This is a genomic window from Rugamonas fusca (assembly GCF_014042365.1).
Taxonomy (GTDB): domain Bacteria; phylum Pseudomonadota; class Gammaproteobacteria; order Burkholderiales; family Burkholderiaceae_D; genus Rugamonas; species Rugamonas fusca.
The window spans coordinates 16,561-37,367 of the sequence record NZ_JACEZS010000035.1 but is presented as its reverse complement, the minus strand read 5'-3'; the positions used below and the strand labels follow the sequence as shown (position 1 = coordinate 37,367).

Genomic DNA, 20,807 nt, shown 5'->3' with positions numbered 1-20,807 from the left:
GCAGGCGAAAAGGCTTGTGCCCGGTGAGGTGCCCCGGACCCAAGTGCGCTGGACGATTGTAGCGATGTATTTTACGCCGGGCCTGAATTTATTAGCTTACTCGACAAAAAAACAGCAGAGGAGACCGTGACAGGCAACGTGCCCCTGGCCGTGCGCTGGCAGCGGCTGCGTGCCGTCTATCGGGTCTGTAACCTGGCCAGCCACCATGTGCTTGGCTTCGCCATCAAGTCGGTGGCCTTGTTGTATTTCGTATTCGGCGTGCTGTTCCTGGCGTTGCGCTACGCCATCCTGCCCAATATCGACCACTACAAGCCCGACATCGAACGGCTGGCCAGCCGCGCCGTGGGCAACCAGGTCACCATCGCGCGCCTGTATGCGTCGTGGAACGGCCTGCATCCCAACCTGTTCCTGGGCGACGTGCTGCTGCGCGACGCCCAGGGCCGGCAAGTGCTGGCCTTGCCCAGCGTCTCGGCCACGCTGTCGTGGTGGAGCGTGCTGGCGGCCGACGTGCGCTTCGAATCGCTGGAGCTGATCCGGCCCGACCTGGATGCGCGCCGCCTGCCCGACGGCACGCTGGTGGTGGCCGGGGTGCACATCAACCTGAACCAGGGCGGCGATGGCAAGACGGCCGACTGGCTGCTGGGCCAGCGCGAGATCGTCGTGCGCGAAGGGCGCATCGTCTGGACCGACCAGTTGCGGGCCGCGCCGCCGCTGGCGCTGGAGCAGCTGACGCTGGTGCTGCGCAACCAGTGGCGGCGCCACCAGTTCGCCCTGAAGGCGACGCCGCCGGCCGCGCTCAGCGCGCCGCTCGATGTGCGCGCCGACTTCACCCATCCGGCCTTCACTTCCCGCGTCTCGAACGTGGCCATGTGGACCGGCCAGTTGTACGCGCAATTGCGCGACGCTGACCTGGCCGCCTGGAACACCTACCTGAGCTATCCGTTCACGGTGCAAACAGGCCAGGGTTCGCTGCGGGCCTGGGTCGACCTCGACCACGCCAAGCTGGCCGGCTTCATGGCCGACGTGCGCCTGGCCAACGTGGCCGCCGTGCTGGGCAAGGACTTGCCGCCGCTGGACTTGCTGCAAGTGCAGGGCCGGCTGGCCGCGCGCGAGGAATATCCGGCCGGCGACAAGGAAGGCAAGCCCACCTTCGGCGCACGCGGCCACACGGTCGAGCTGAGCAACTTTTCGCTGACCACGCGCGATGGCCTCACGCTGGCGCCCACCTCGCTGTTCGAACATCACCTGGCCGCCACCGGCAAGCAGCCGGAAAAGACGGAGTTGCGCGCGCCGCTGCTGGACTTGCAAACGCTGGCCAGCCTGGCCGGACGCCTGCCGCTCACGCCGCGCCAGCGCAAGATGCTGGCCGACTTCGCGCCCCATGGCCGGCTGCTGGACGTGTCGGCCGAATGGCGGGGCGCCTATCCGGCCCTGCAAACCTACCGCCTGCGCGGCCGCCTGGACGGGCTGGGCCTGAACCCGCTGCCGGCCCAGCCGCCGCAGCCGAAGACGGCCCACAGTCCGGCCATCGCCGGCATGCCCGCCATTCCCGGCTTCGACAACCTGAGCGGCTCGATCGACGCCACCGAAAAGGGCGGCACGCTGAGCCTGGATACCCGGCAGCTGGTGTTGCAGATGCCCGCCTATTTCACGGAACCGTCGATGCCGTTCGACCGGCTGGCCATGCAGGCGCGCTGGTCGTTCGAAAAGGATGACCAGCTGCGCGTGCAGGTGGACAGCCTGGACTTCGCCCAGCAGGGCTTGACGGCTTCGCTGTCGGGCAGCCACGTGTTGCCGCTGGTCGGCAAGGGCCTGGGCCAGGTGGATTTCACGGGCAAGCTCAACGGCTTCGCCCTGAACACGATAGACCGCTACCTGCCGCTGCAAACGCCACATGACTTGCGGGCCTGGCTGACGGGCGCGCTGGAGGATGGCGTGGCGCAGGACGTGACGCTGCGCCTGCGCGGCGACCTGGCCCACTTCCCGTTTCGCACCGACTCGGCGGCCGAGCGCGCGCGCGGCGAATTCCGGGTCGCGGGCCGGCTGGAGAACGCGCGCCTGAACTACACGCCCGGCGAATTCCTGCACGATGATGGCAAGCTGCCCTTGTGGCCGCAGGCGGAAAAGATCAAGGGCAGCTTCGTGTTCGAAGGCCCACGCATGGAGATCCGTGGTGACACGGCGCGCACCGGCGGCGCCGCGCTGGCCAACGTGAAGGCCGTGATTCCCGACCTGACCGTGCACGACATGATGCTCGACATCGACGGCACCGCCACCGGCCCCATGCAGGAATTCCTCAAGTACGTGACGGTGAGCCCGGTGCAGGAATGGATCAGCCACTTCACGGACGAAACCCAGGCCAGCGGGAACACGAAACTGGCGCTCAAGCTGCATCTGCCGCTCAACCACATCATCGACGCCAAGGTACTGGGCGTGCTGCAGTTGCAGGGCAACGACGTGGCGCTGTTCAACGACTTGCCGCCCGTGCTGGGCGCGCAGGGCAAGATCGAATTCAATGAACGGGGCGTGAACCTGAACGGGCTGGGCGGCAGTTTCCTGGGGGGGCCGGTGGCCATCAGCGGCGGCAGCCAGCGCGACAACGCCATCGTCGTCAAGCTGGCCGGCACCGTCACGGCGGACGGCTTCCGCAGGAATTATCCGGCGCCAGCCATGCAACGCCTGGGCAGCCATTTCTCGGGCGCCACCCGGTTCGGCGGCCAGGTCACGGTGCGCGACCATCAATTGCAGATTGCCGTCGATACCAGCCTGGTGGGGGCGGGGCTGGACTTGCCGGCACCGTTGAAAAAGGCGGCGCCGGAAGCGCTGCCGCTGCGCTTTGTGATGAGCAGCAACCTCAATCCGGAAGGGGGCGCGTGGCGCGACGATATCCGTATTGGTATCGGCAACGCCATCGCGGCCCGCTACCAGCGCCAGAAGACGGGCAAGGGGCCGTGGCGGCTGCTGCGCGGCGGCATCGGCGTGAACGCGCCGGCGCCCGAGCCCGACAGCGGCGTGGCCTTCAACCTCAACATGCGGGCGCTGAACGTGGACGCGTGGCTGGACCTGGCCAGCGCCATGAACAGCGCGCCCGCCGCCGCGCCAGGGCTGGCGAGGCCGGCCGCCGACGACGAGGGCATGGACGTGGCCCAGTTCGTGCAGCCGGACGCCATCGTGGTGCGGGCCGGCGAACTGCTGGCAGGCGACCGCAAGTTCGAGAATGTGTTGCTGGGCCTGTCGCACCAGAAAAACGTGTGGCAAGCCAACATTGATTCCGGCCAGGCCAATGGTTACCTGACGTGGGCCGAAGCGCCCGGTGGCCTGGGCAAGGTCACGGCCCGCCTGTCCACCTTGATCATTCCCGAGTCGGCCGCCGGCGACGTGCGCGACCTGCTCGAAGGCAAGAACAGCACGGCCACCATCCCCGCGCTCGACATCATGGCCGAGCGCTTCGAGCTGTTCAACAAGCCGCTGGGCAAGCTGGAATTGCAGGCCAATAACGTCATGCTGAGCACGGGACGCGAATGGCGCGTGAGCAAGCTGTCGCTGGCCAATCCCGATGGCGAATTGAAAGGCACGGGCCGCTGGGTGAGCCGGGATGGCGTGCAGCGCAGCAGCCTCAATTTCGGCCTGGACCTGGTGGACGCGGGCAAGCTGCTGGACCGCTTCGGCTTCGCCGGCACGCTGCGCGGCGGCAAGGGCACGCTGTCGGGCGACATCGCCTGGAAGGGCTTGCCGTATGCGTTCGACATTCCCAGCCTGTCGGGCCAGATCACGATGAACGTGGAAAAAGGCCAGTTCCTCAAGCAGGACCCGGGCGCGGCCAAGCTGCTCGGTGTGCTGAGCCTGCAAGCCTTGCCGCGCCTGCTCAAGCTCGACTTCCACGACGTGTTCTCGGAAGGGCTGGCGTTCGACGGCATCACGGCCAACGCCGCCATCGACCACGGCATCGTCAAGACGGACAACTTGAAAATGCACGGCGTGGCCGCTACTGTACTGATGGATGGCACGGCCGATATTGCCAACGAGTCGACCAATCTGCACGTGGTGGTGATCCCGCAGGTGAACCTGGGCACGGCGCCGCTGGTGTACGCGCTGGCCGTCAATCCCGTGATCGGGCTGGGCAGTTTCCTGGCCCAGCTGTTCCTGAGCGCGCCCGTGATGAAGGCGCTCACTTACCAGATGCAGGTGACGGGGCCGTGGAAGGCGCCCGTCGTGACCAAGCTGGCCAGCGCGCAGCCCGAACCGGCGCCCGCCACCGTGCCGGCCCAATAACTTTCTCCGAGGTACCCCATGCATACCGTCGCCGCCGTCCAGATGATTTCCTCGCCCGATGTGGCGCACAACATCGCCACCGCGCGCCGCCTGATCGCCCAGGCCGCCGACACGGGCGCCGAGCTGGTGCTGTTGCCCGAATACTGGGCCATCATGGGCTTGAGCGACAGCGACAAGGTCGATCACGCGGAGCGCCCCGGCAGCGGCCCGATCCAGCAGTTCATGGCCGCCATGGCGCGCCAGTATGGCGTGTGGCTGATCGGCGGCACCTTGCCGCTGGTATCGGACCAGGCGGGCAAGGTGATCAACACCACGCTGATCTACAACCCCGACGGCGAGCACGTGGGCCGCTACGACAAGATCCACCTGTTCGGCTTCAGCAAGGGCACCGAATCATATGACGAGGCGCAGACCATCGTGCCGGGCCGCACCGTGGGCACGGTTGACGGGCCGTTCGGCAAGGTCGGGCTGTCCGTGTGCTACGACTTGCGCTTCCCGGAGCTGTACCGCGCCATGGGCCCGGTGGCCATGATCGTGGTGCCGGCCGCGTTCACCTACACCACCGGCCGCGCCCACTGGGAAGTGCTGCTGCGCGCGCGCGCCATCGAGAACCAGTGCTATGTGCTGGCCGCGGCCCAGGGGGGCTTGCATGTCAATGGCCGCCGTACCTGGGGCCACAGCATGCTGGTCGACCCGTGGGGCGAGATCAAGGCCGTGCTGCCCGAGGGCGAAGGCGTGATCCATGGCGAGGTCGATCCCGGTTTCATGGCCAGCGTGCGCGAGAGCTTGCCGGCGCTGAAACACCGCACCATGTGAGCCGCCTTCCGATACAATGGCAGCAACTAATCAGAGGCAACATCATGACCCCATTTGAACCGAATCTTTCCACCCTGGCCGTGGCGCGCGACATCCTGCTGACGCCGTTCGGCCTGGACGAAGCCAAGCTGCTCAAGGCGCTGGGCTCCATGTTTACCCACAAGGTCGATTACGCCGACCTGTACTTCCAGTTCACCAAGAACGAAGGCTGGAGCCTGGAAGAGGGCATCGTCAAGACGGGCAGCTTCTCGATCGACCAGGGCGTGGGCGTGCGCGCCGTGTCCGGCGACAAGACGGCGTTCGCCTACTCGGACGACATTTCCGAAAGCGCGCTGCTGGACGCGGCCGCTGCCACCCGCACTATCGCGCGCGCGGGCGCCGGCAAGGTCAAGGTGGCCGGCGCCATGACGCAGCAGGGCGTGCGCTCGCTGTACCTGCCGCACGATCCGCTGGTGTCGCTGGACGCGACGGCCAAGGTCAAGCTGCTGGAGCGGATCGAGAAAATGGCCCGCGCCAAGGACCCGCGCGTGGTGCAGGTGATGGCGGGCCTGGCCGGCGAATACGACGTGGTGCTGGTGGTGCGCAGCGATGGCGTGCTGGCGGCCGACATCCGCCCGCTGGTGCGGGTGTCGCTGACGGTGATCGTGGAACAGAACGGCCGCCGCGAAGTGGGTTCGTCCGGCGGCGGTGGCCGCTACGACTACGGCTACTTCAGCGATGCGCTGCTGGACCAGTACGCGACGGACGCCGTCAATTCGGCCATCGTCAACCTCGATGCGCGGCCGGCCCCGGCCGGTCCCATGACCGTGGTGCTGGGCCCGGGCTGGCCCGGCATCCTGCTGCATGAAGCGATCGGCCACGGCCTCGAGGGCGACTTCAACCGCAAGGGTTCGTCCACCTTCTCCGGCCGCATCGGCGAGCGCGTGGCGGCCAAGGGCGTGACGGTGGTGGACGACGGCACCCTGGCCGACCGCCGCGGTTCGCTCAACATGGACGACGAGGGCAACCCGACCCAGTGCACCACGCTGATCGAAGATGGCATCCTGAAAGGCTACATCCAGGACACCATGAACGCGCGCCTGATGAAGATGCCCGTGACGGGCAACGCGCGGCGCGAATCGTTCGCCCACCTGCCCATGCCGCGCATGACCAACACCTACATGCTCGGTGGCGACAAGGACCCGGCGGAGATCCTGGCGTCCGTCAAGAATGGTTTGTACGCCGTCAATTTCGGCGGCGGCCAGGTCGATATCACCAACGGCAAGTTCGTGTTCTCGGCCAGCGAGGCTTACATGATCGAGGATGGCAAGATCAGCTATCCGGTCAAGGGTGCGACGCTGATCGGCAACGGTCCCGATGTGCTCAACCGCGTATCCATGATCGGCAACGACATGCGCCTCGATCCGGGCGTGGGCGTATGCGGCAAGGAAGGCCAGAGCGTGCCGGTGGGCGTGGGCCAGCCTACGTTGCGTCTCGATGGCGTGACGGTGGGCGGCACGGCGTAAGCCATCGCCGGATCAAGTGAAGAACAACAACATGGCTCAGATATAAGCTTATTCCAAGGAAAGCCTTGCCAATTTCAGTCTATTGTTGTTATAGTCGTCCAAACACCACGGATTTCGTTCATGCGCTCGATTGTTTTCTTTACCGGCTATTTTTACTTTAGCAATTCCAGCCTCAAGGCGGTGGAGTAGCGGCCGGTACACGTAGCAGCAAAACGTAACCCAGCAGAATCCGAGAAAACCGCCAGCGATGGCGGTTTTTTTTTACCCCGAATTTCTTATCCAGCTCACCATCGAACCCTGAAGGAGTAACAGCATGCCCCGTACCGACGACCTGCGTATCCGCGAAATGAAGGAACTGACGCCGCCTTCGCACCTGATCCGTGAATTTGCCTGCACGGAAGCGGCCGAGCAGACGGCGGCCGCGGCACGCGTGGCGCTGCACCGCATCCTGCACGGCCAGGACGACCGCCTGATGGTGGTGATCGGCCCGTGCTCGATCCACGATCCCAAGGCGGCCATGGAGTACGCCCAGCGCCTGGTCAAGCTGCGCCAGGAACTGGCCGGCGAGCTGGAGATCGTGATGCGCGTCTATTTCGAGAAACCACGCACCACGGTGGGCTGGAAGGGCCTGATCAACGACCCCTACATGGACAACAGCTTCCGCATCAACGACGGCCTGCGCATGGCGCGCGAACTGCTGCGCGACATCAACGAGCTGGGCTTGCCGGCCGGCACCGAATACCTGGACGTGATCAGCCCGCAGTACATCGCCGACCTGATCAGCTGGGGCGCCATCGGCGCGCGCACCACGGAGTCGCAGGTGCACCGCGAACTGGCGTCGGGGCTGTCGTGCCCGGTTGGCTTCAAGAACGGTACGGATGGCAACGTCAAGATCGCCGTGGAAGCCATCAAGGCGGCCTCCCAGCCGCACCACTTCCTGTCCGTGACCAAGGGCGGCCACTCGGCCATCGTGTCGACCAACGGCAACGAGGATTGCCACATCATCCTGCGCGGCGGCAAGGCGCCCAACTATGACGCGGCCAGCGTGGAAGAGGCGTGCAAGGCGATCGCAGCCCAGGGCCTGGCGGCGCGCCTGATGATCGACGCGTCGCACGCCAACAGTTCCAAGAAGCCGGAGAACCAGATCCCCGTATGTGCCGACATCGCCAGCCAGGTGGCCGGCGGCGACAGCCGCATCATCGGCGTGATGGTGGAATCGAACCTGGTGGCCGGCCGCCAGGACCTGGTGCCGGGCAAGGAACTGGTGTACGGCCAGTCCGTCACGGACGGCTGCATCGACTGGGACAGCAGCGTGCAAGTGCTGCACAGCCTGGCCGACGCCGTGCGCCAGCGCCGCCTGAAGGCCGAGGAACGGGCCGCCGACTGAAGCGGCGCCGGCCCCGCGCGGGGCCGGTTCCATGGCGGAGCACGCTGGCCGCGCCCGCCACAATGAAAAAAGCCCGCCGGTGCGAACCGGCGGGCTTTTTAGCTACAGAGCTTAGCGTATCAGAACTTGTACGAGCCGCTCAGGTAGAAGGTACGGCCCACGGCGCTGGCGTAGCGTGGGTCGTAGCCCAGCTGGTGCGAGCCCGTGTTACGCAGCGACAGCGGTGGATTGCGGTCGGCCAGGTTGTTGATGCCGGCCGTAATGTCCAGGTTCTTCATCACGTGGTACTGCGACTGCAGGTCGAACGTCATGTAGCTTGGCACTTCCAGCTGCACATCGACGCAATCCTGGGCTGCGTCGTTGGTGGTCACGGCGCAGTTGTCGATGTCATGGTGCTTGTCCTTGTAGCCGTTACGGTAGTTGGCGGTCAGGGTATGCGTCCATGGGCCCAGCTCGTAGGTGCTGGAAGCTTTCACGACGTTGCGGAACGCGACGTTGTCATCGCTGCCATATTCGTTCAGGCTGCTTTCCCAGCTGTCGCTGGTACCTGGGGTGGTATGGCGCGACTTGAGCAGGAAGGTACCGGCCAGGCGGTTGGTCAGCTTGGCTTCGCCCAGCTTGGTCTTGAACAGCAGGTCGTAGTCGATGCCGCGGTTTTCCTGACGGCCGATGTTAATCGGAATCAGTTTGATCGCCAGCGCGTTCACGCCCGTCGACGCCTTGTACTTGGTGGTGTACAGGTCGATGTACTTGTTCGGGTTGTTGGCGATCAGCGATTCGCTGACCGAGGTCACCGCGTCACGGATTTCCACGTTCCACACGTCAACCTTGGCGCTGAACGAGGCATTTGGCTCCCACACGGTGCCGAACGACCACTGCTTGGAGTGCTCAGGCTTCAGGTTGGCATTGCCACCTTTCCATACTTCCAGCTGGTTGCGGCCATCGCAGTACTGGGCCAGCGGATGGTTGGCCAGGCCGTTGGCGGCGCTCAGCGGGCAGTTGTAGGTGCCGCCGGTGACACCGAAGTCAGCCAGTGGCTGGCCGATCTGCTTCATGTCGGCCACGCGGAAGCCGGTGCCGTAGGCGGCGCGCAGCAGCACCGTCTTGGCCGGCTGGTAGCGGGCGCTCAGCTTGTAGGTGGTGGCCGACTGGTTGTCGCCGATGGAGGTGTTGGCCAGGTTGTCGGTCAGCTTGCTGATGCTGTCGTAGCGCAGCGAGCCCGTCACTTCCAGGTCTTTCACGATCGGCATCAGCACTTCCGTGAAGGCGCCGGCGTTGTGGCGGGTGAAGTCAAACGGGGTCTGGTCCGAATCGAACAGGATTTCCGAGTGGGCGACCGCGTCGTTGCCTTTTTCCGAGTAGCTGGTCTTGCGGTAGTCGGCGCCCACGGCGATCTGCGACTTGCCGCCTGGCATGGCGAACAGGTCGTGCGAGCCGTGCACGTCGAAGCCGTGCATCTTGATCTTCACGTCGGTGTAGTTGCCGACGTACTGGGTCGCTTTCAGCGCGTCGATCATGTCCTTGGGCATCTGGCCGACTGCGTACGGGAACGGATCGATAGCGCCACTGGCCAGCGCCGCGTTGAACTTGTCAGCCAGCGGGAAGCCGCCGACATAGTTGGTTGGTGCATGGTTGGTCGAATAGGTGAAGGCGGAATTGATATCCCAGCCCATGGCGCTGCCGTCGACACCGGCGACCACGTCGGCCGTCTTGCTCTCGTAGTCATAGGCGCGGCCACCCAGGTCCTGCAGGCGGTACTTGACGGTGGCCGAGGTCATGCCGCTCAGCTGCTGTGGCGTCAGGTAAGGCGTGACGTACTTGGCGAACAGGGGCGAGGACTTCGCCAGCGCGAATTCAGCGGGATAGGGGGCGATGTTGGCATAGGTGTGCGATTCGCCCAGCGCAATCTGGGTGAAGGCGTTAAAGCCGCTGTTGCCCAGCTTGACGGTGCCCGAGCCATAGACGTTGTCGCGCTTGACTTCCGGCGCGATTTCCACGGTCGAGGTGTAGTCGAAATAGCATTGGCCGTCGCCGAAGGCGTCAACGTGTGCCGGTGGGCACTTGCCGTTGATCTTCATGTAAGGATTGACGTTGACCGACTTGCTGGCGCCGGCGGCATCCTTGTAGCGGATGGTGACGTTAGGCGGAATCGAACGCGAGGAGCCGTTGAAGAACTGCAGTGGCTTGCCCGTGACGGGGTCGTTGAAGTTGATGATGCCGGTCTTGGCGAAGTCGCGCTGGGACGCCTTCATGCGCTCCGATTCCTGGTGGCTGGCCGCCAGGAACACGCTGTAGCCGTCGTCGTCGATGTCGCCGAAGCCCTTGGCGATGCTGACCGACTTGTCCTTGCCGCCCGGACCTTGCGGCTTGCTGTACTTGGCGTCGATCGACAGCGGGGCGGCGCCTTTTTTCAGGATGAAGTTGACCACGCCGGCGATCGCGTCGGCGCCGTACAGCGCGGAGGCGCCGTCAGTCAGCACTTCCACGCGCTCGATGGCCGACAGTGGAATGGTGCTGATGTCGATGGTGGTGCCGGAATTGGACGGCGCGATGCGACGGCCGTTCACCAGCACCAGCGTGTATTGTTCGCCCACATCGTGCAGCGAGGCGGTGGTGATGCCGCCGCCGCCGCCGCCGACCGCGTCGGCCGACGTGGTGAAGCCTTGCATGACCGGCAGCTGCTGGATGAAGTCGGTGGCCGACGTGACGCCGGCGCGCTTGATGTCTTTTTCGTTAAAAGTCTGCACCGGCAGCGACGCTTCGGCCGCGATGCGTTTGATGCTGGAGCCGGTGATCTCGATCCGTTGCACCGTTTGAGGTTGGGCTTCCTGTGCGTATGCCGCATGCATGCCCAGAGCCAGACCGCCTGCGCACATCAGACGGATCGAGCGGGATAAAACTGTTTCAACCATCATTTCTTTAGACTCCCCGAATTTCTACTAAAAGTCCCAGTGACTGTCACGACCGGTCGTCGCGTCGGCTGCTGGGTCGCGCAAAAGAGGCCATGTTTCCCCTCCCCGGAAAAGAGGGCTGGTTTGCCCCTTCTTCGGCTGGCATCTAATCATTCGCGTACTGGGGTGTCAATCTGTAAATGTTGATGTCCTTTACTAATTATGTGTCTTGCCCGCCCCCTCTTTTCACAGGAAAAGTGATGAAAATTAATTTTGTTTATAAAATAATCGCGAGTGAGAAATTAAAGTGCTTTAAAAATTGCACCACATCCATAATGTTTTGATAACCGGTAACTTGTTTTGAATTTCCAAAACTTTCCTGGAAGGCATTAACTTATATTTGTGATATTTTTTGTGGCGCCAGAACAACATGTTCGTCCCTGATCGGACGCGCAATGGCCGCCATGAAGGGGCGCCACGGTTGATGGGAAGCTTGAGTCAAAGTGGCGGCCGGCCGGAGACCGGAGCTTGAAGTTGGGCAGGGATGGCGCGGCATGGTTGTCCGTGCCGTTTTGGACGTCGCCGCAAGGATGTCTCAGGCAATATTTACATCATGCTAAGACTGAAAAGAGACAGTTTTTTGACGGGATATGGCTGATGTGTACCACCCCAGTGTCGCATAGTGCACCAAGAATCGGGCTGAGGGCGAGGAATACTTGCATGTTTGTTGTTTTATTACATCTTGATGACATGGGGCGCGTTGACACTGTTTGTGCAGCCATGTTCTCATCCATGATCAGTTAAGTGGCTGTTTTCGTCCAAAAGCCTACTTAAATTTGCCTGAAATGGTGAACTGGTAAATAAATCGGGGAGAAACCGGCCCCCGGCCTTGCTTGAACCATGCGGCCTTGTGGCATCACAAAATGCTCAAATCCGCGCAATTCATGCTTAAAGAGAGCAGTGTTTAGCCGACGCACCAACCTACCAGCCGGCGTGTCGCTTAATAAAATTCAAATTCAAGGATAGCAATGATTAAAGAAACTGTACTGTCGCGCTCACTGCGCCTGATGTTCTCGGGCGGTGTAGCTGTAGGTTTCGGTTTGCTGGCCCAGCCCGTACTGGCGCAGCAAACGACCACGGACACGACCATCCAGCGGGTGGAAATCACCGGTTCGTCGATCAAGCGGATCGCCAAGGAAGGCGCACTGCCGGTTCAAGTGCTGAACCAGGATGACATCAAGAAGAGCGGTGCCGCATCGGCGTCGGACCTGATCCAGATGCTGCCATCGATGCAAGGCTTCGTGCCATCGTCGAGCTCCGTGAACGGCGGCGGCGGCGGCGCCACCACCGCGGCGCTGCACTCGCTGCCATCGAAATACACGCTGGTGCTGCTGGACGGCCAGCGCATGGCGCCCACGGCCGTGGGTTCGGGCCAGGGCGGCGGCTATGCCGTCAACATCGAATCGATCCCGCTGGAAGCGGTTGAGCGCGTCGAGATCCTGACCGATGGCGCTTCCGCCCTGTACGGTTCGGACGCCATCGCCGGCGTCGTCAACTTCATCCTGAAGAAGAACAACACCAAGGGCGAAGCCTACGCCACCTACAACCAGCCCAAGAAATCTGGCGGCCGTTCGATGAACGCCGGCATCACCAAGGGCTGGGGCGACCTGGACACCGACAAGTTCAACATCCTGTTCTCGTACAGCCACGACGAACAGCAGCGCCTGACCGCGCTGCAGCGTGACTTCTCGGCCAAGGGCGCTTACTTCAAGTTCAGCAACGGCGGCAAGGACTACTTCTTTGACCAGCGCACCGGCAACACCGAGCCGGCCAACCTGACCTTCAACGTGCGTCCCGCCGGTTCGGCCGCCGATGTCGCCACCCATGGCGTGGCCATCAACCCGTTCCTGGCCGCCAACGGCAACTGCGGCAGCCCGCTGGCTGGCGCCGCCGGTTCCCAGTGCCGCTTCAACTACGCCGCCACCGTGGAAGACATTCCCGGCAACCGCCGCGACAGTGGCTTGCTGAAGGGCACCCTGCAACTGAACGAAGATACCACCCTGTGGAGTGAGCTGGTCCTGTCGAGCTTCTCGATGACCGCCCAGTTCGCACCTTCGGCACAGCCGATGGGCGTCAACTCGACCACCCGTTTCCCAGGCCTGTACGCCAAATACGTGCAGCCCTACCTGGATGCGAACGGCCTGGAAAACCCAACCCAGAAAGCAACCCTGGGCTACCGTTCCGTGCTGGTGGGCGGCCGTACCGACGAATTCGTGACCGACGCGCGTCACTTCGCCGCCGGTATCGACGGCCAGGCGGCCGGCTGGGGCTACACGGCCAGCCTGATCCTGTCGAGCAGCAAGATCAAGGACAACGCGGCCGGTGGCTACACCGACTTCAGCCAGCTGCAGTCGCTGGTGGCCTCGGGCGCCTACGATCCTGTGATGGGCACTGGTGCGGGCCTGTTGAAGAACGCGCTGCTGAACGGCGTCAACTTCTCGACCACCGACTCCAAGCTGAACACGCTGCACGCCAAGGCGCAGCATGACCTGATGGAACTGGGCGGCGGTACGTCGATCATCTCCCTCGGTGGCGACTACTCCAAGACCCACTACCAGACCGCGTACAGCCCGCTGATCCTGTCGCAGTCCGGCTTCTCGACCCAGCCAGCGTCCGACGACTACCCAGTCGGCGGCAACTATGGCCAGGTACCGTTCGACGCCAGCCGCAACAACTGGGGTGCGTTCACCGAGATCCTGCTGCCAGTGACCAAGACCCTGGAAGCGACCGTGTCGGGCCGTTACGACAGCTACGGCAAGACCCACAGCAACTACATCTTCGCGACCGTGCCTGATGCCAATGGCATCCAGCAGCAACTGGCCAGCGGCGATCTGGGCAACACCAGCAGCGCCGGCACCTACAAGGTCAGCGCCCGTTGGACCCCGGTTGAGAGCGTGCTGGTGCGCGCCGCTTACGGCACCGGTTTCAAGGCGCCTAACATCAACGACATCGCCGGTGCCAACACCTTCGGTGGCAGCACCTCGGGCAGCTACGCTTGCCCATTCCCTGGTTCGACCGGCTGCCTGGTGGGCAACGCCCAGTACGATCTGCTGAGTGGCCCGAACGGCGCCAGCGGCTCGGCCGGCCTGCAGCCTGAGAAATCGAAGCAGTGGACCTTCGGTGGCGTGATCGAGCCAGTCAAAGGCCTGTCGCTCGGTATGGACCTGTGGAACGTGCAGATCCGCAACCAGGTGCTGTCCGCCGGTACGCCTGAGCAGGTTGGCTTCGCCAACCCGCAACAGTACAAGTACCTGTTCACCAACCCGTACCCAGACCCAGCTGGCTACACCACGATCGCTTACCTGCTGGCGCCGATCAACGGTGGTGTGGCTAACTACCGCGGTGTGGATTGGGACTTCGCCTATCGTGCCAAGTCGTCGTTCGGCGACCTGCGTGCGAACTGGAATGGTACCTACATGATCAAGCAGAACTACACCACCGAAGCGGGTGGCGCGGTGAACTCCGATCTGGGCACCTTCGGTCCTGACAACGCTGTCGTGTTCCGCGTGCAGACCAACCTGTCGCTGAGCCTGACCAACGGCAAGATGACCAACACCGTGACGGCGCACTACAAGTCGGGCTACCATGACCAGGCCTACCCTGTGGGCACCTCGATCTACGCCGCCAACCCGGATGGCACGAAAGGTTCGTCGGTGGCGTTTGATGGCCTGTGGACCCCTTCGTACACCACCTTCGACTGGCAGGGCAAGTACGACTTCGGCAAGTTCAGCCTGACCGGCGGTGTGAAGAACATCTTCGATCGTAACCCACCGCTGACGCTGCAGAACGCTGGTGGCGGCAACCAGACCGGCTACGATGGTCGTTACGCTGATCCGATTGGCCGTTCGTTCTACCTGTCGGGTAACGTCAAGTTCTGATGCCGTAAGGCTTAGCACCCCAAAAAACCCCGGGCTTGCCCGGGGTTTTTTTATGTCCGCCGCGCTCAAAAGCTGTAGCTGCCGCGCAGGTACAGGGCACGGCCGACCGGGGCGGTGTAGCGCGGGTCATCGCCTTTCTGGAACATGGTGCCCTGGTTGGTGAAGGGCGGATTCTTGTCGAACAGGTTCTTCACGCCCGCCATCAAGGTCAATCCCTTGAAGCCGGTGTAGCTGCCGGAGAAATTCCACAGCGCGTAACGGCCCACGTCCTGCTTGTACTGGGCGTCCACCTGGTTCTGGTCGGTGTAGCCGGACTTGAACGACTGGCTCAGGGTAGCGCCCCACGGGCCCAGCCGCCAGCTCAGCGCGGCGTGATGCTTCCAGCGGAACACCGGATTGTTGTCGCCATAGACGCCGACATTGTGCAGGAACGCGCCGTCGCGCTCGTTCTGCTAATCGTACTTGTGGATATACGTGCCATCGGGCGTGAAGTTGAGCTTGCCGTAGGACGAGGCGCCCGAGGACAGGGCCAGGCTGAGGTCCAGGCCGTCCGTCTTCACTTCGCCGAGGTTGTTGTTCAAGTCCGAAATGGCGTAGGGCGAGCCATCCGGATTGCGCAGGAACAGGTCCTTGTACTTCGCGTAGTTGCCGTAGATCGATTGTTCCGGCAAGGCGCCGATCCTGTCGCGCAGGTGGATGTTCCAGTAGTCCAGCGCCAGCGTCATGTTGGCCAGCGGAGCGTGTCCGGTGCCGGACGGGATTTACTTGTACTTATAAAATAAGTAATTTTTCAGTATGAACATTGTCAGATAGTTCATGTCAGCATGGGAAGTGTTCTTGGACGAAGAACAACATTTGGACCCGCGAAAAAAAAGGGAGCGATCGCTCGCTCCCTTCTCCTATTGCTTACAACCGATCAGATCAGTTGAACTTGTACTGCGCGCCCACTTTGAAGTAGCGGCCGGTGGCGCCGGAGGCGTCCATCGGGTTGAAGCTCATGCCGCCGTAGGTCAGCGGATCGAGCGGGGCGATCTTGTCGAACACGTTGTTGATCGACGCGTACAGTTGCAACTGCTTGCTGTAGTTGTAGCGGGTCGACAGGTCCAGCGTGGTGAACGAAGCCAGGCGGCAGGCGCCATTCGGCGAGTTGCTGCCGTCCACCATCACGGTGGCGCACTTGGCGCCTTCGTAACGGATGTTCTTCATGTCCGAACGGTAGTTGATGGTGCCGCTGACGTTCCAGTCACCCTTGTCCCAGGACGTGATCAGGTTGATCTTGTCCTTCGGCGTGCCGGCGCAGTCCGACGTATCGCAGTTGCCATGGGTGCCGGCGAACTGGAAGGTCTGGTTCTTGTCGGCGCGTACCCACGAGGCCACGTGCGACCACACCAGGTTGATGGTGGCCTTGCCGTAGTTACCCAGGCGCAGGCGTTGTTTCACGTCCAGGTCGATACCCTTGACTTCCGTGTAGCTCGAATTCTGGTACGGCGCCTTGGAGATCAGCAGTGTGCCCGAATTCTGGATCACGACGCCATTGACGACCAGGTTGTTATCCAGGCGCACGGCCGACGGCAGCGACGCCGCTTCCACGTACGACAGCGGGTTGATCTCGTTGGTGCGGCGGATCTTCCACGCGTCCAGCGACATGTTGGTGTCGTTCAGCGGATCCCACACCATGCCCAGGGTGTAACCCTTGGACTTTTCCGGTGCCAGGTCAGGATTGCCGATCTTGACGGCGCCGATCTGGATGTTGCAGTCGAGCGCAGTGGCGCCGCCCGCGGCCGGCTTGCCGCCAGCGCAACGCACGGGGTCCATCACGGACGACGAGCCGGTCGACTGGCTGGCGGCGCTCGATTCAGCCACGCCAGGGGCGCGGAAGCCTTCCGTGTAAGTGCCGCGCAGTGCGAAGGTCTTGACCGGGGTCCACTTCAGGCCCAGTTTCGGGGTGGTCGAGTTGAACTGGCTGTAGTGGTCATAACGCAGTGCGGCCGACAGTTCCACCGTCTTCACGATAGGCGCCAGCAGTTCGGCGTACATGGCCGACACTTTGGTCTCGCCTTTGGCGGCCACGTAGCTGGAGTTGGTCGAGCCGTCGGCGGTGCCGGTCAGCGAAGGGTTGTCCAGCTGCTCGCGGCGGTGCTCGGCGCCCACGGCCAAACCCAGGTTGCCGCCTGGCAGCGCGAACAGTTCACGCGAGGCTTTGAAGTCGACGATGTCGAGCTTGGTGGTCGAGTCGGAGGTGGGGCTCGTCACCATGGCCGCGTACAGCGAAGCGGGGTTCTTGTACGCCTGGCTGCCGATGTAGTACGGGAAGAACTTGCTGGTCGGGTCGCCCAGGGCGGCCTTCAGCACGGGCATGTTCAGCTGGTTGGTCCACTCGATGTGCAGCTTCGATTCCGAGTGGGTCAGGCCGGTGTCGTAATCCCAGCCGAAGGCCGTGCCCTTGGCGCCGATGACGAAGCGGTTGAACTGGTTGTTGGCGATGTGGTTGCTTGGACCCACGTCGAACATGGCATAACGCATGCGGGTGTTCACGCCGAAGATGTTCTGCGGGTGCGAGGCGGCCATCAGCAAGTCGTTGGTGTACAGGATGATGCCGGTCGGATTGGCCGCATTGGCCGGGAAGGTCACGTTCGGCGTGGCCGACACGGGCGCCAGCATGAACGAGCTGTTACGCTGCGCGTAGCCCAGTTCCGTGTAGATCTGGTTGTCGGCGTTCAGCTGCAGCGTGCCGCGGGTGTACAGGTTGACCGATTCCACGTTCGGTTGCAGCGAGCGGAACTGGTCTTGCGACCACAGGCAGCCGCCGGCCGGGTCTTGCTTGACGGTTTGCGAGAACTGGCTGCAGCCGCCCAGCGACACGAAATTGCCCGTCTTCGGATCGCGCAGGGCGCCGGTCGGGGTGTAGGACGAATTGCCCGGGGTGATGTAGCCGCCCATGTACTGGGTGTTCTGGATGTAGCCCCATGGACGGATGTCGCCATGGCCGATCCAGCCGCGGTCGGCGCGGTCGCTGGCGGCCAGCAGGTCGGACTTCTTGTACTCGGCGTTGAACACGACGTTGTACTTGTCGTCGTCCAGGTTGCCTTTGCCCACGGTCAGGGCGATGTTGTTCTGCTTGTTGTCGCTGTAGCGCGAAGCGCCGGTGTCGGCCTTCAGTTGTACGCCTTCGAAGTCTTTGCGCAGGATGATGTTGACCACGCCGGCGATGGCGTCGGCGCCGTAGGTCGACGAGGCGCCGTCCTTCAGCACTTCGATGCGTTCGACGATCTGCATCGGCACGTTGGACAGGTCGGTAAAGCTCTTCTGGCCGTCATCGGCACGGGCGTACGGCGCCATGCGGCGGCCGTTCAGCAGCACCAGGGTGGAGGTGGCGCCCAGGCCACGCAGGGAAATGGCGGTCGAGCCGGCGGCGAAGCCGCTGCCGAAACCGGTCGGCAGCGAACCGGCGCCGTCCACGGTCAGGGTTTGCAGGAATTCAGCGACCGTCGCCTTGCCCGACTTCATCAGTTCTTCGCGGCCGATCATCTGGACTGGCGAAGCGGTTTCCGCCGATGCGCGCTTGATGCTCGAACCCGTGATTTCGACGCGCTGGATGTTGGCGTCTTGTGCGAATGCCGGCTGGGCCAGGCCCAGGCTTACTGCCGCCACGCCGCCCGAGAACATCAGGCGCACGGAACGGGAAATTACCGTTTCCATCATCATTACCAAAAACTCCATAGAAAGATATCTAGACGGCGGCAAAACGCCCGCCCTGCCACCTCGTGGGTAGCGGAGCGGAAAGCATCAGTCGCCAATTCTTTCCAAAAATCACTTAATGTATTTTCAGAAGGGGCGCATAAGAACACCGCGCGACCTTGGTTGTCAAATAAAATCGTTGCTTTTGACGTATGAATGCAACATTTTGTTTGCACTATGTAAATGCGTAAATTTTTCTTTGCTGCGTTGCAGCACCGAACTTTATGGCAGAGTTGGGGAAACGGCAGGAAAGCAGGCCTGCGAGTTGCGTGGCATTGCAGCAAACTTAGCTCGAATATGCTGCGCCGCAATATGCTTGCACCTTGACGGTGCGAAAAATGCACCAAATTGATGCAAAATTGTCCATTGCCGGCGGGGAGAATTCGGTTATCGTTATGGTTGTTTGCTCATCAGAAACCCTATCGCGAGCGCCCGGATGCCGGCAACACTCATCAAGAATGTATTTATGCTGGCATGCCTGCTCGGCTTGCCGGCGGCCACGCCGGCGCACGGCGCGGAACCGGCCAAGGTATTGCACTACATTTTGCCGGCGGCCGAGACCAGTTTTGATCCGGCCATCGCGCGCGACCTGTACACGGGCCACGTCAACGAAGCCATCTTCGAAACCCTGTTCACCTACGATTACCTGGCGCGGCCCGTCAAGCTGGCGCCGCAGACGGCGGCCGCCTTGCCCGAGATATCAGCCGACGGCAAGACCTACACCATCCACCTGCAGCGCGGCATATATTTCACGCCCGACCCCGCGTTCGGCGGCAAGCGGCGTGAACTGACGGTGGCCGATTACGTGTATGCATGGAAGCGGCTGTTCGATCCGCGGCTGGCCTCACCGCACACCTGGCTGCTTGAAGGCAAGATCGTCGGGCTGGACCAGCTGGCCGCTGACGCCGCGCGCAGCGGCAAATTCGATTACGACCGCCCCGTCGCGGGACTGGAGCAGCTCGACCGCTACACGCTGCGCATCCACCTGACGCAGACCGATTTCAGCCTGGGCATGATCCTGGCCTATGTGCCATTGGCGGCGGTGGCGCGCGAAGTGGTGGAACGTTATGGCGACGCCAAGGGCGAGGTGGCCGACCATCCTGTGGGGACGGGCGTTTACCTGCTGGGGCAGTGGGTGCGCGGCAGCCGCATCGTGCTCGACGAAAATCCCGGCCACCGGCCCATGGTATGGAATTTCCAGCCCGGCGACGATCCTGACGACCAGCGCATCGTGCGCCAGATGCGGGGCAAGAAAATCCCGCAGATCGGCCGCATCGAGATCACCGTGCAGCTGGAGGACCAGTCGCGCTGGCTGTCCTTCACCAGCGGCGCAGCCGACCTGTTCTGGCTGGACGGCCCGCTGGCGCCCAAGGCCCTGATCGACGGCAAGCTGCGGCCGGAACTGGCAGCCAGGGGCATACAGCTGTCGCGCCTGATCGACCCCGAGATCACGTATTACTACTGGAATATGCAGGACCCGGTGCTGGGCGGCCTGAGCAAGGAAAAGATCGCCCTGCGGCGCGCCATCGCCATGGCGCACAACGTGGACGAGGAAATCCGGCTGGTGTGGAACGGCCAGGCCACGCCGGTGCAATATCCGATCCCGCCTGGCGTGGTGGGCCACGATCCCCATTACCGCAGCCTGCTGCAATATGATCCCGTGCTGGCCAACAAGCTGCTCGACCGCTACGGCTACAAGAAGGGCGCCGACGGCTGGCGCACACTGCCCGACGGCAAGCCGCTGCACGTGCGCTACACGTCGCGCAACGAGGCCAGCGGCGTGTTGCAGGCGGAGCTGTGGCGCAAGACTTACAATGCGCTGGCCATCCACATGGACAATGACCGGCTCATCCTCGGTGACATCATGAAGGCGGAAACCCTGTGCAAGCTGCAAACGCGCAACTTCCAGTGGATCGCTGATTTTCCCGATGGCGATAACTTCATGCAATTGTTCTACGGCCCGAACGTGCATCAGAACAACGCCGCCTGCTACCAGGATGCGCAATACGACGCCTGGTACGCCGCCAGCCATGCCTTGCCGGCAGGGCCGGAGCGTGACGCGCTGTACCACAAGATGGCGCGCAGCCTCGAAGTCAATGGCGTGGCCCTGATGGGCTACGCACGCTACCGCAATATGCTGGCGCAGCCGGCCGTACTCGGGTATAAAAAGCATCCCATCCTGCACCAGGAATGGCCATTCATCGACCTGGACCGCACGGCCGGGCCAGCCAGATAAGCGCAGCTTATAGAAGAAGAAAAA

The 20,807-nt window shown here is 62.9% G+C and carries 10 protein-coding genes; 6 read left to right on the top strand and 4 right to left on the bottom strand.

Translation table 11 applies throughout. The features are described 5' to 3' along the window. Positions 1 to 126: 126 nt before the first annotated feature. From H3H36_RS24885 to aroG, 4 genes are all read left to right on the top strand, one after another. Positions 127 to 4,272 carry a YhdP family protein gene (locus tag H3H36_RS24885; protein WP_311196691.1) on the top strand — a complete coding sequence of 1,382 codons (4,146 nt, stop codon included), beginning with the start codon at positions 127 to 129 and terminating at the stop codon, positions 4,270 to 4,272. An 18-nt stretch (positions 4,273 to 4,290) separates the two neighbouring features. Further along, entirely contained in the window at positions 4,291 to 5,088 is a 798-nt protein-coding gene (locus H3H36_RS24880) for a carbon-nitrogen hydrolase family protein (RefSeq protein WP_182220744.1), read from the top strand. A gap of 44 nt (positions 5,089 to 5,132) precedes the next feature. Beyond that, positions 5,133 to 6,593: a metalloprotease TldD gene (gene tldD / locus H3H36_RS24875; protein WP_182220743.1), complete on the top strand. Its 1,461-nt coding sequence runs from the start codon at positions 5,133 to 5,135 to the stop codon at positions 6,591 to 6,593. Between the two features lie 313 nt (positions 6,594 to 6,906). Beyond that, positions 6,907 to 7,980 carry a 3-deoxy-7-phosphoheptulonate synthase AroG gene (gene aroG / locus H3H36_RS24870; protein ID WP_182220742.1) on the top strand — a complete coding sequence of 358 codons (1,074 nt, stop codon included), beginning with the start codon at positions 6,907 to 6,909 and terminating at the stop codon, positions 7,978 to 7,980. 119 nt (positions 7,981 to 8,099) lie between these two features. Here the strand turns inward: aroG and H3H36_RS24865 are convergent, their stop codons facing one another. Beyond that, a complete protein-coding gene (locus H3H36_RS24865; protein ID WP_182220741.1) occupies positions 8,100 to 10,829 on the bottom strand; it encodes a TonB-dependent receptor domain-containing protein in 2,730 nt (909 codons plus the stop codon). A 1,070-nt stretch (positions 10,830 to 11,899) separates the two neighbouring features. On the opposite strand from H3H36_RS24865, the gene H3H36_RS24860 reads away from it, so the two are divergent. Beyond that, positions 11,900 to 14,809 carry a TonB-dependent receptor domain-containing protein gene (locus H3H36_RS24860; RefSeq protein WP_182220740.1) on the top strand — a complete coding sequence of 970 codons (2,910 nt, stop codon included), beginning with the start codon at positions 11,900 to 11,902 and terminating at the stop codon, positions 14,807 to 14,809. 65 nt (positions 14,810 to 14,874) lie between these two features. Here H3H36_RS24860 and H3H36_RS27235 read toward each other — a convergent pair whose 3' ends face one another. The 3 genes from H3H36_RS27235 to H3H36_RS24850 all read right to left on the bottom strand — a co-directional run bounded on the left by H3H36_RS27235 (position 14,875) and on the right by H3H36_RS24850 (position 18,514). After that, positions 14,875 to 15,201, bottom strand: a complete 327-nt coding sequence (locus tag H3H36_RS27235) for a TonB-dependent receptor (RefSeq protein ID WP_311196690.1) — start codon at positions 15,199 to 15,201, stop codon at positions 14,875 to 14,877. Between the two features lie 60 nt (positions 15,202 to 15,261). After that, positions 15,262 to 15,534: a hypothetical protein gene (locus H3H36_RS27230; protein WP_229220096.1), complete on the bottom strand. Its 273-nt coding sequence runs from the start codon at positions 15,532 to 15,534 to the stop codon at positions 15,262 to 15,264. Positions 15,535 to 15,730: 196 nt separating this feature from the next. Continuing rightward, entirely contained in the window at positions 15,731 to 18,514 is a 2,784-nt protein-coding gene (locus H3H36_RS24850) for a TonB-dependent receptor (protein WP_229220095.1), read from the bottom strand. Positions 18,515 to 19,013: 499 nt separating this feature from the next. On the opposite strand from H3H36_RS24850, the gene H3H36_RS24845 reads away from it, so the two are divergent. Continuing rightward, positions 19,014 to 20,783 carry an ABC transporter substrate-binding protein gene (locus tag H3H36_RS24845; protein ID WP_229220094.1) on the top strand — a complete coding sequence of 590 codons (1,770 nt, stop codon included), beginning with the start codon at positions 19,014 to 19,016 and terminating at the stop codon, positions 20,781 to 20,783. Positions 20,784 to 20,807 lie beyond the last annotated feature (24 nt).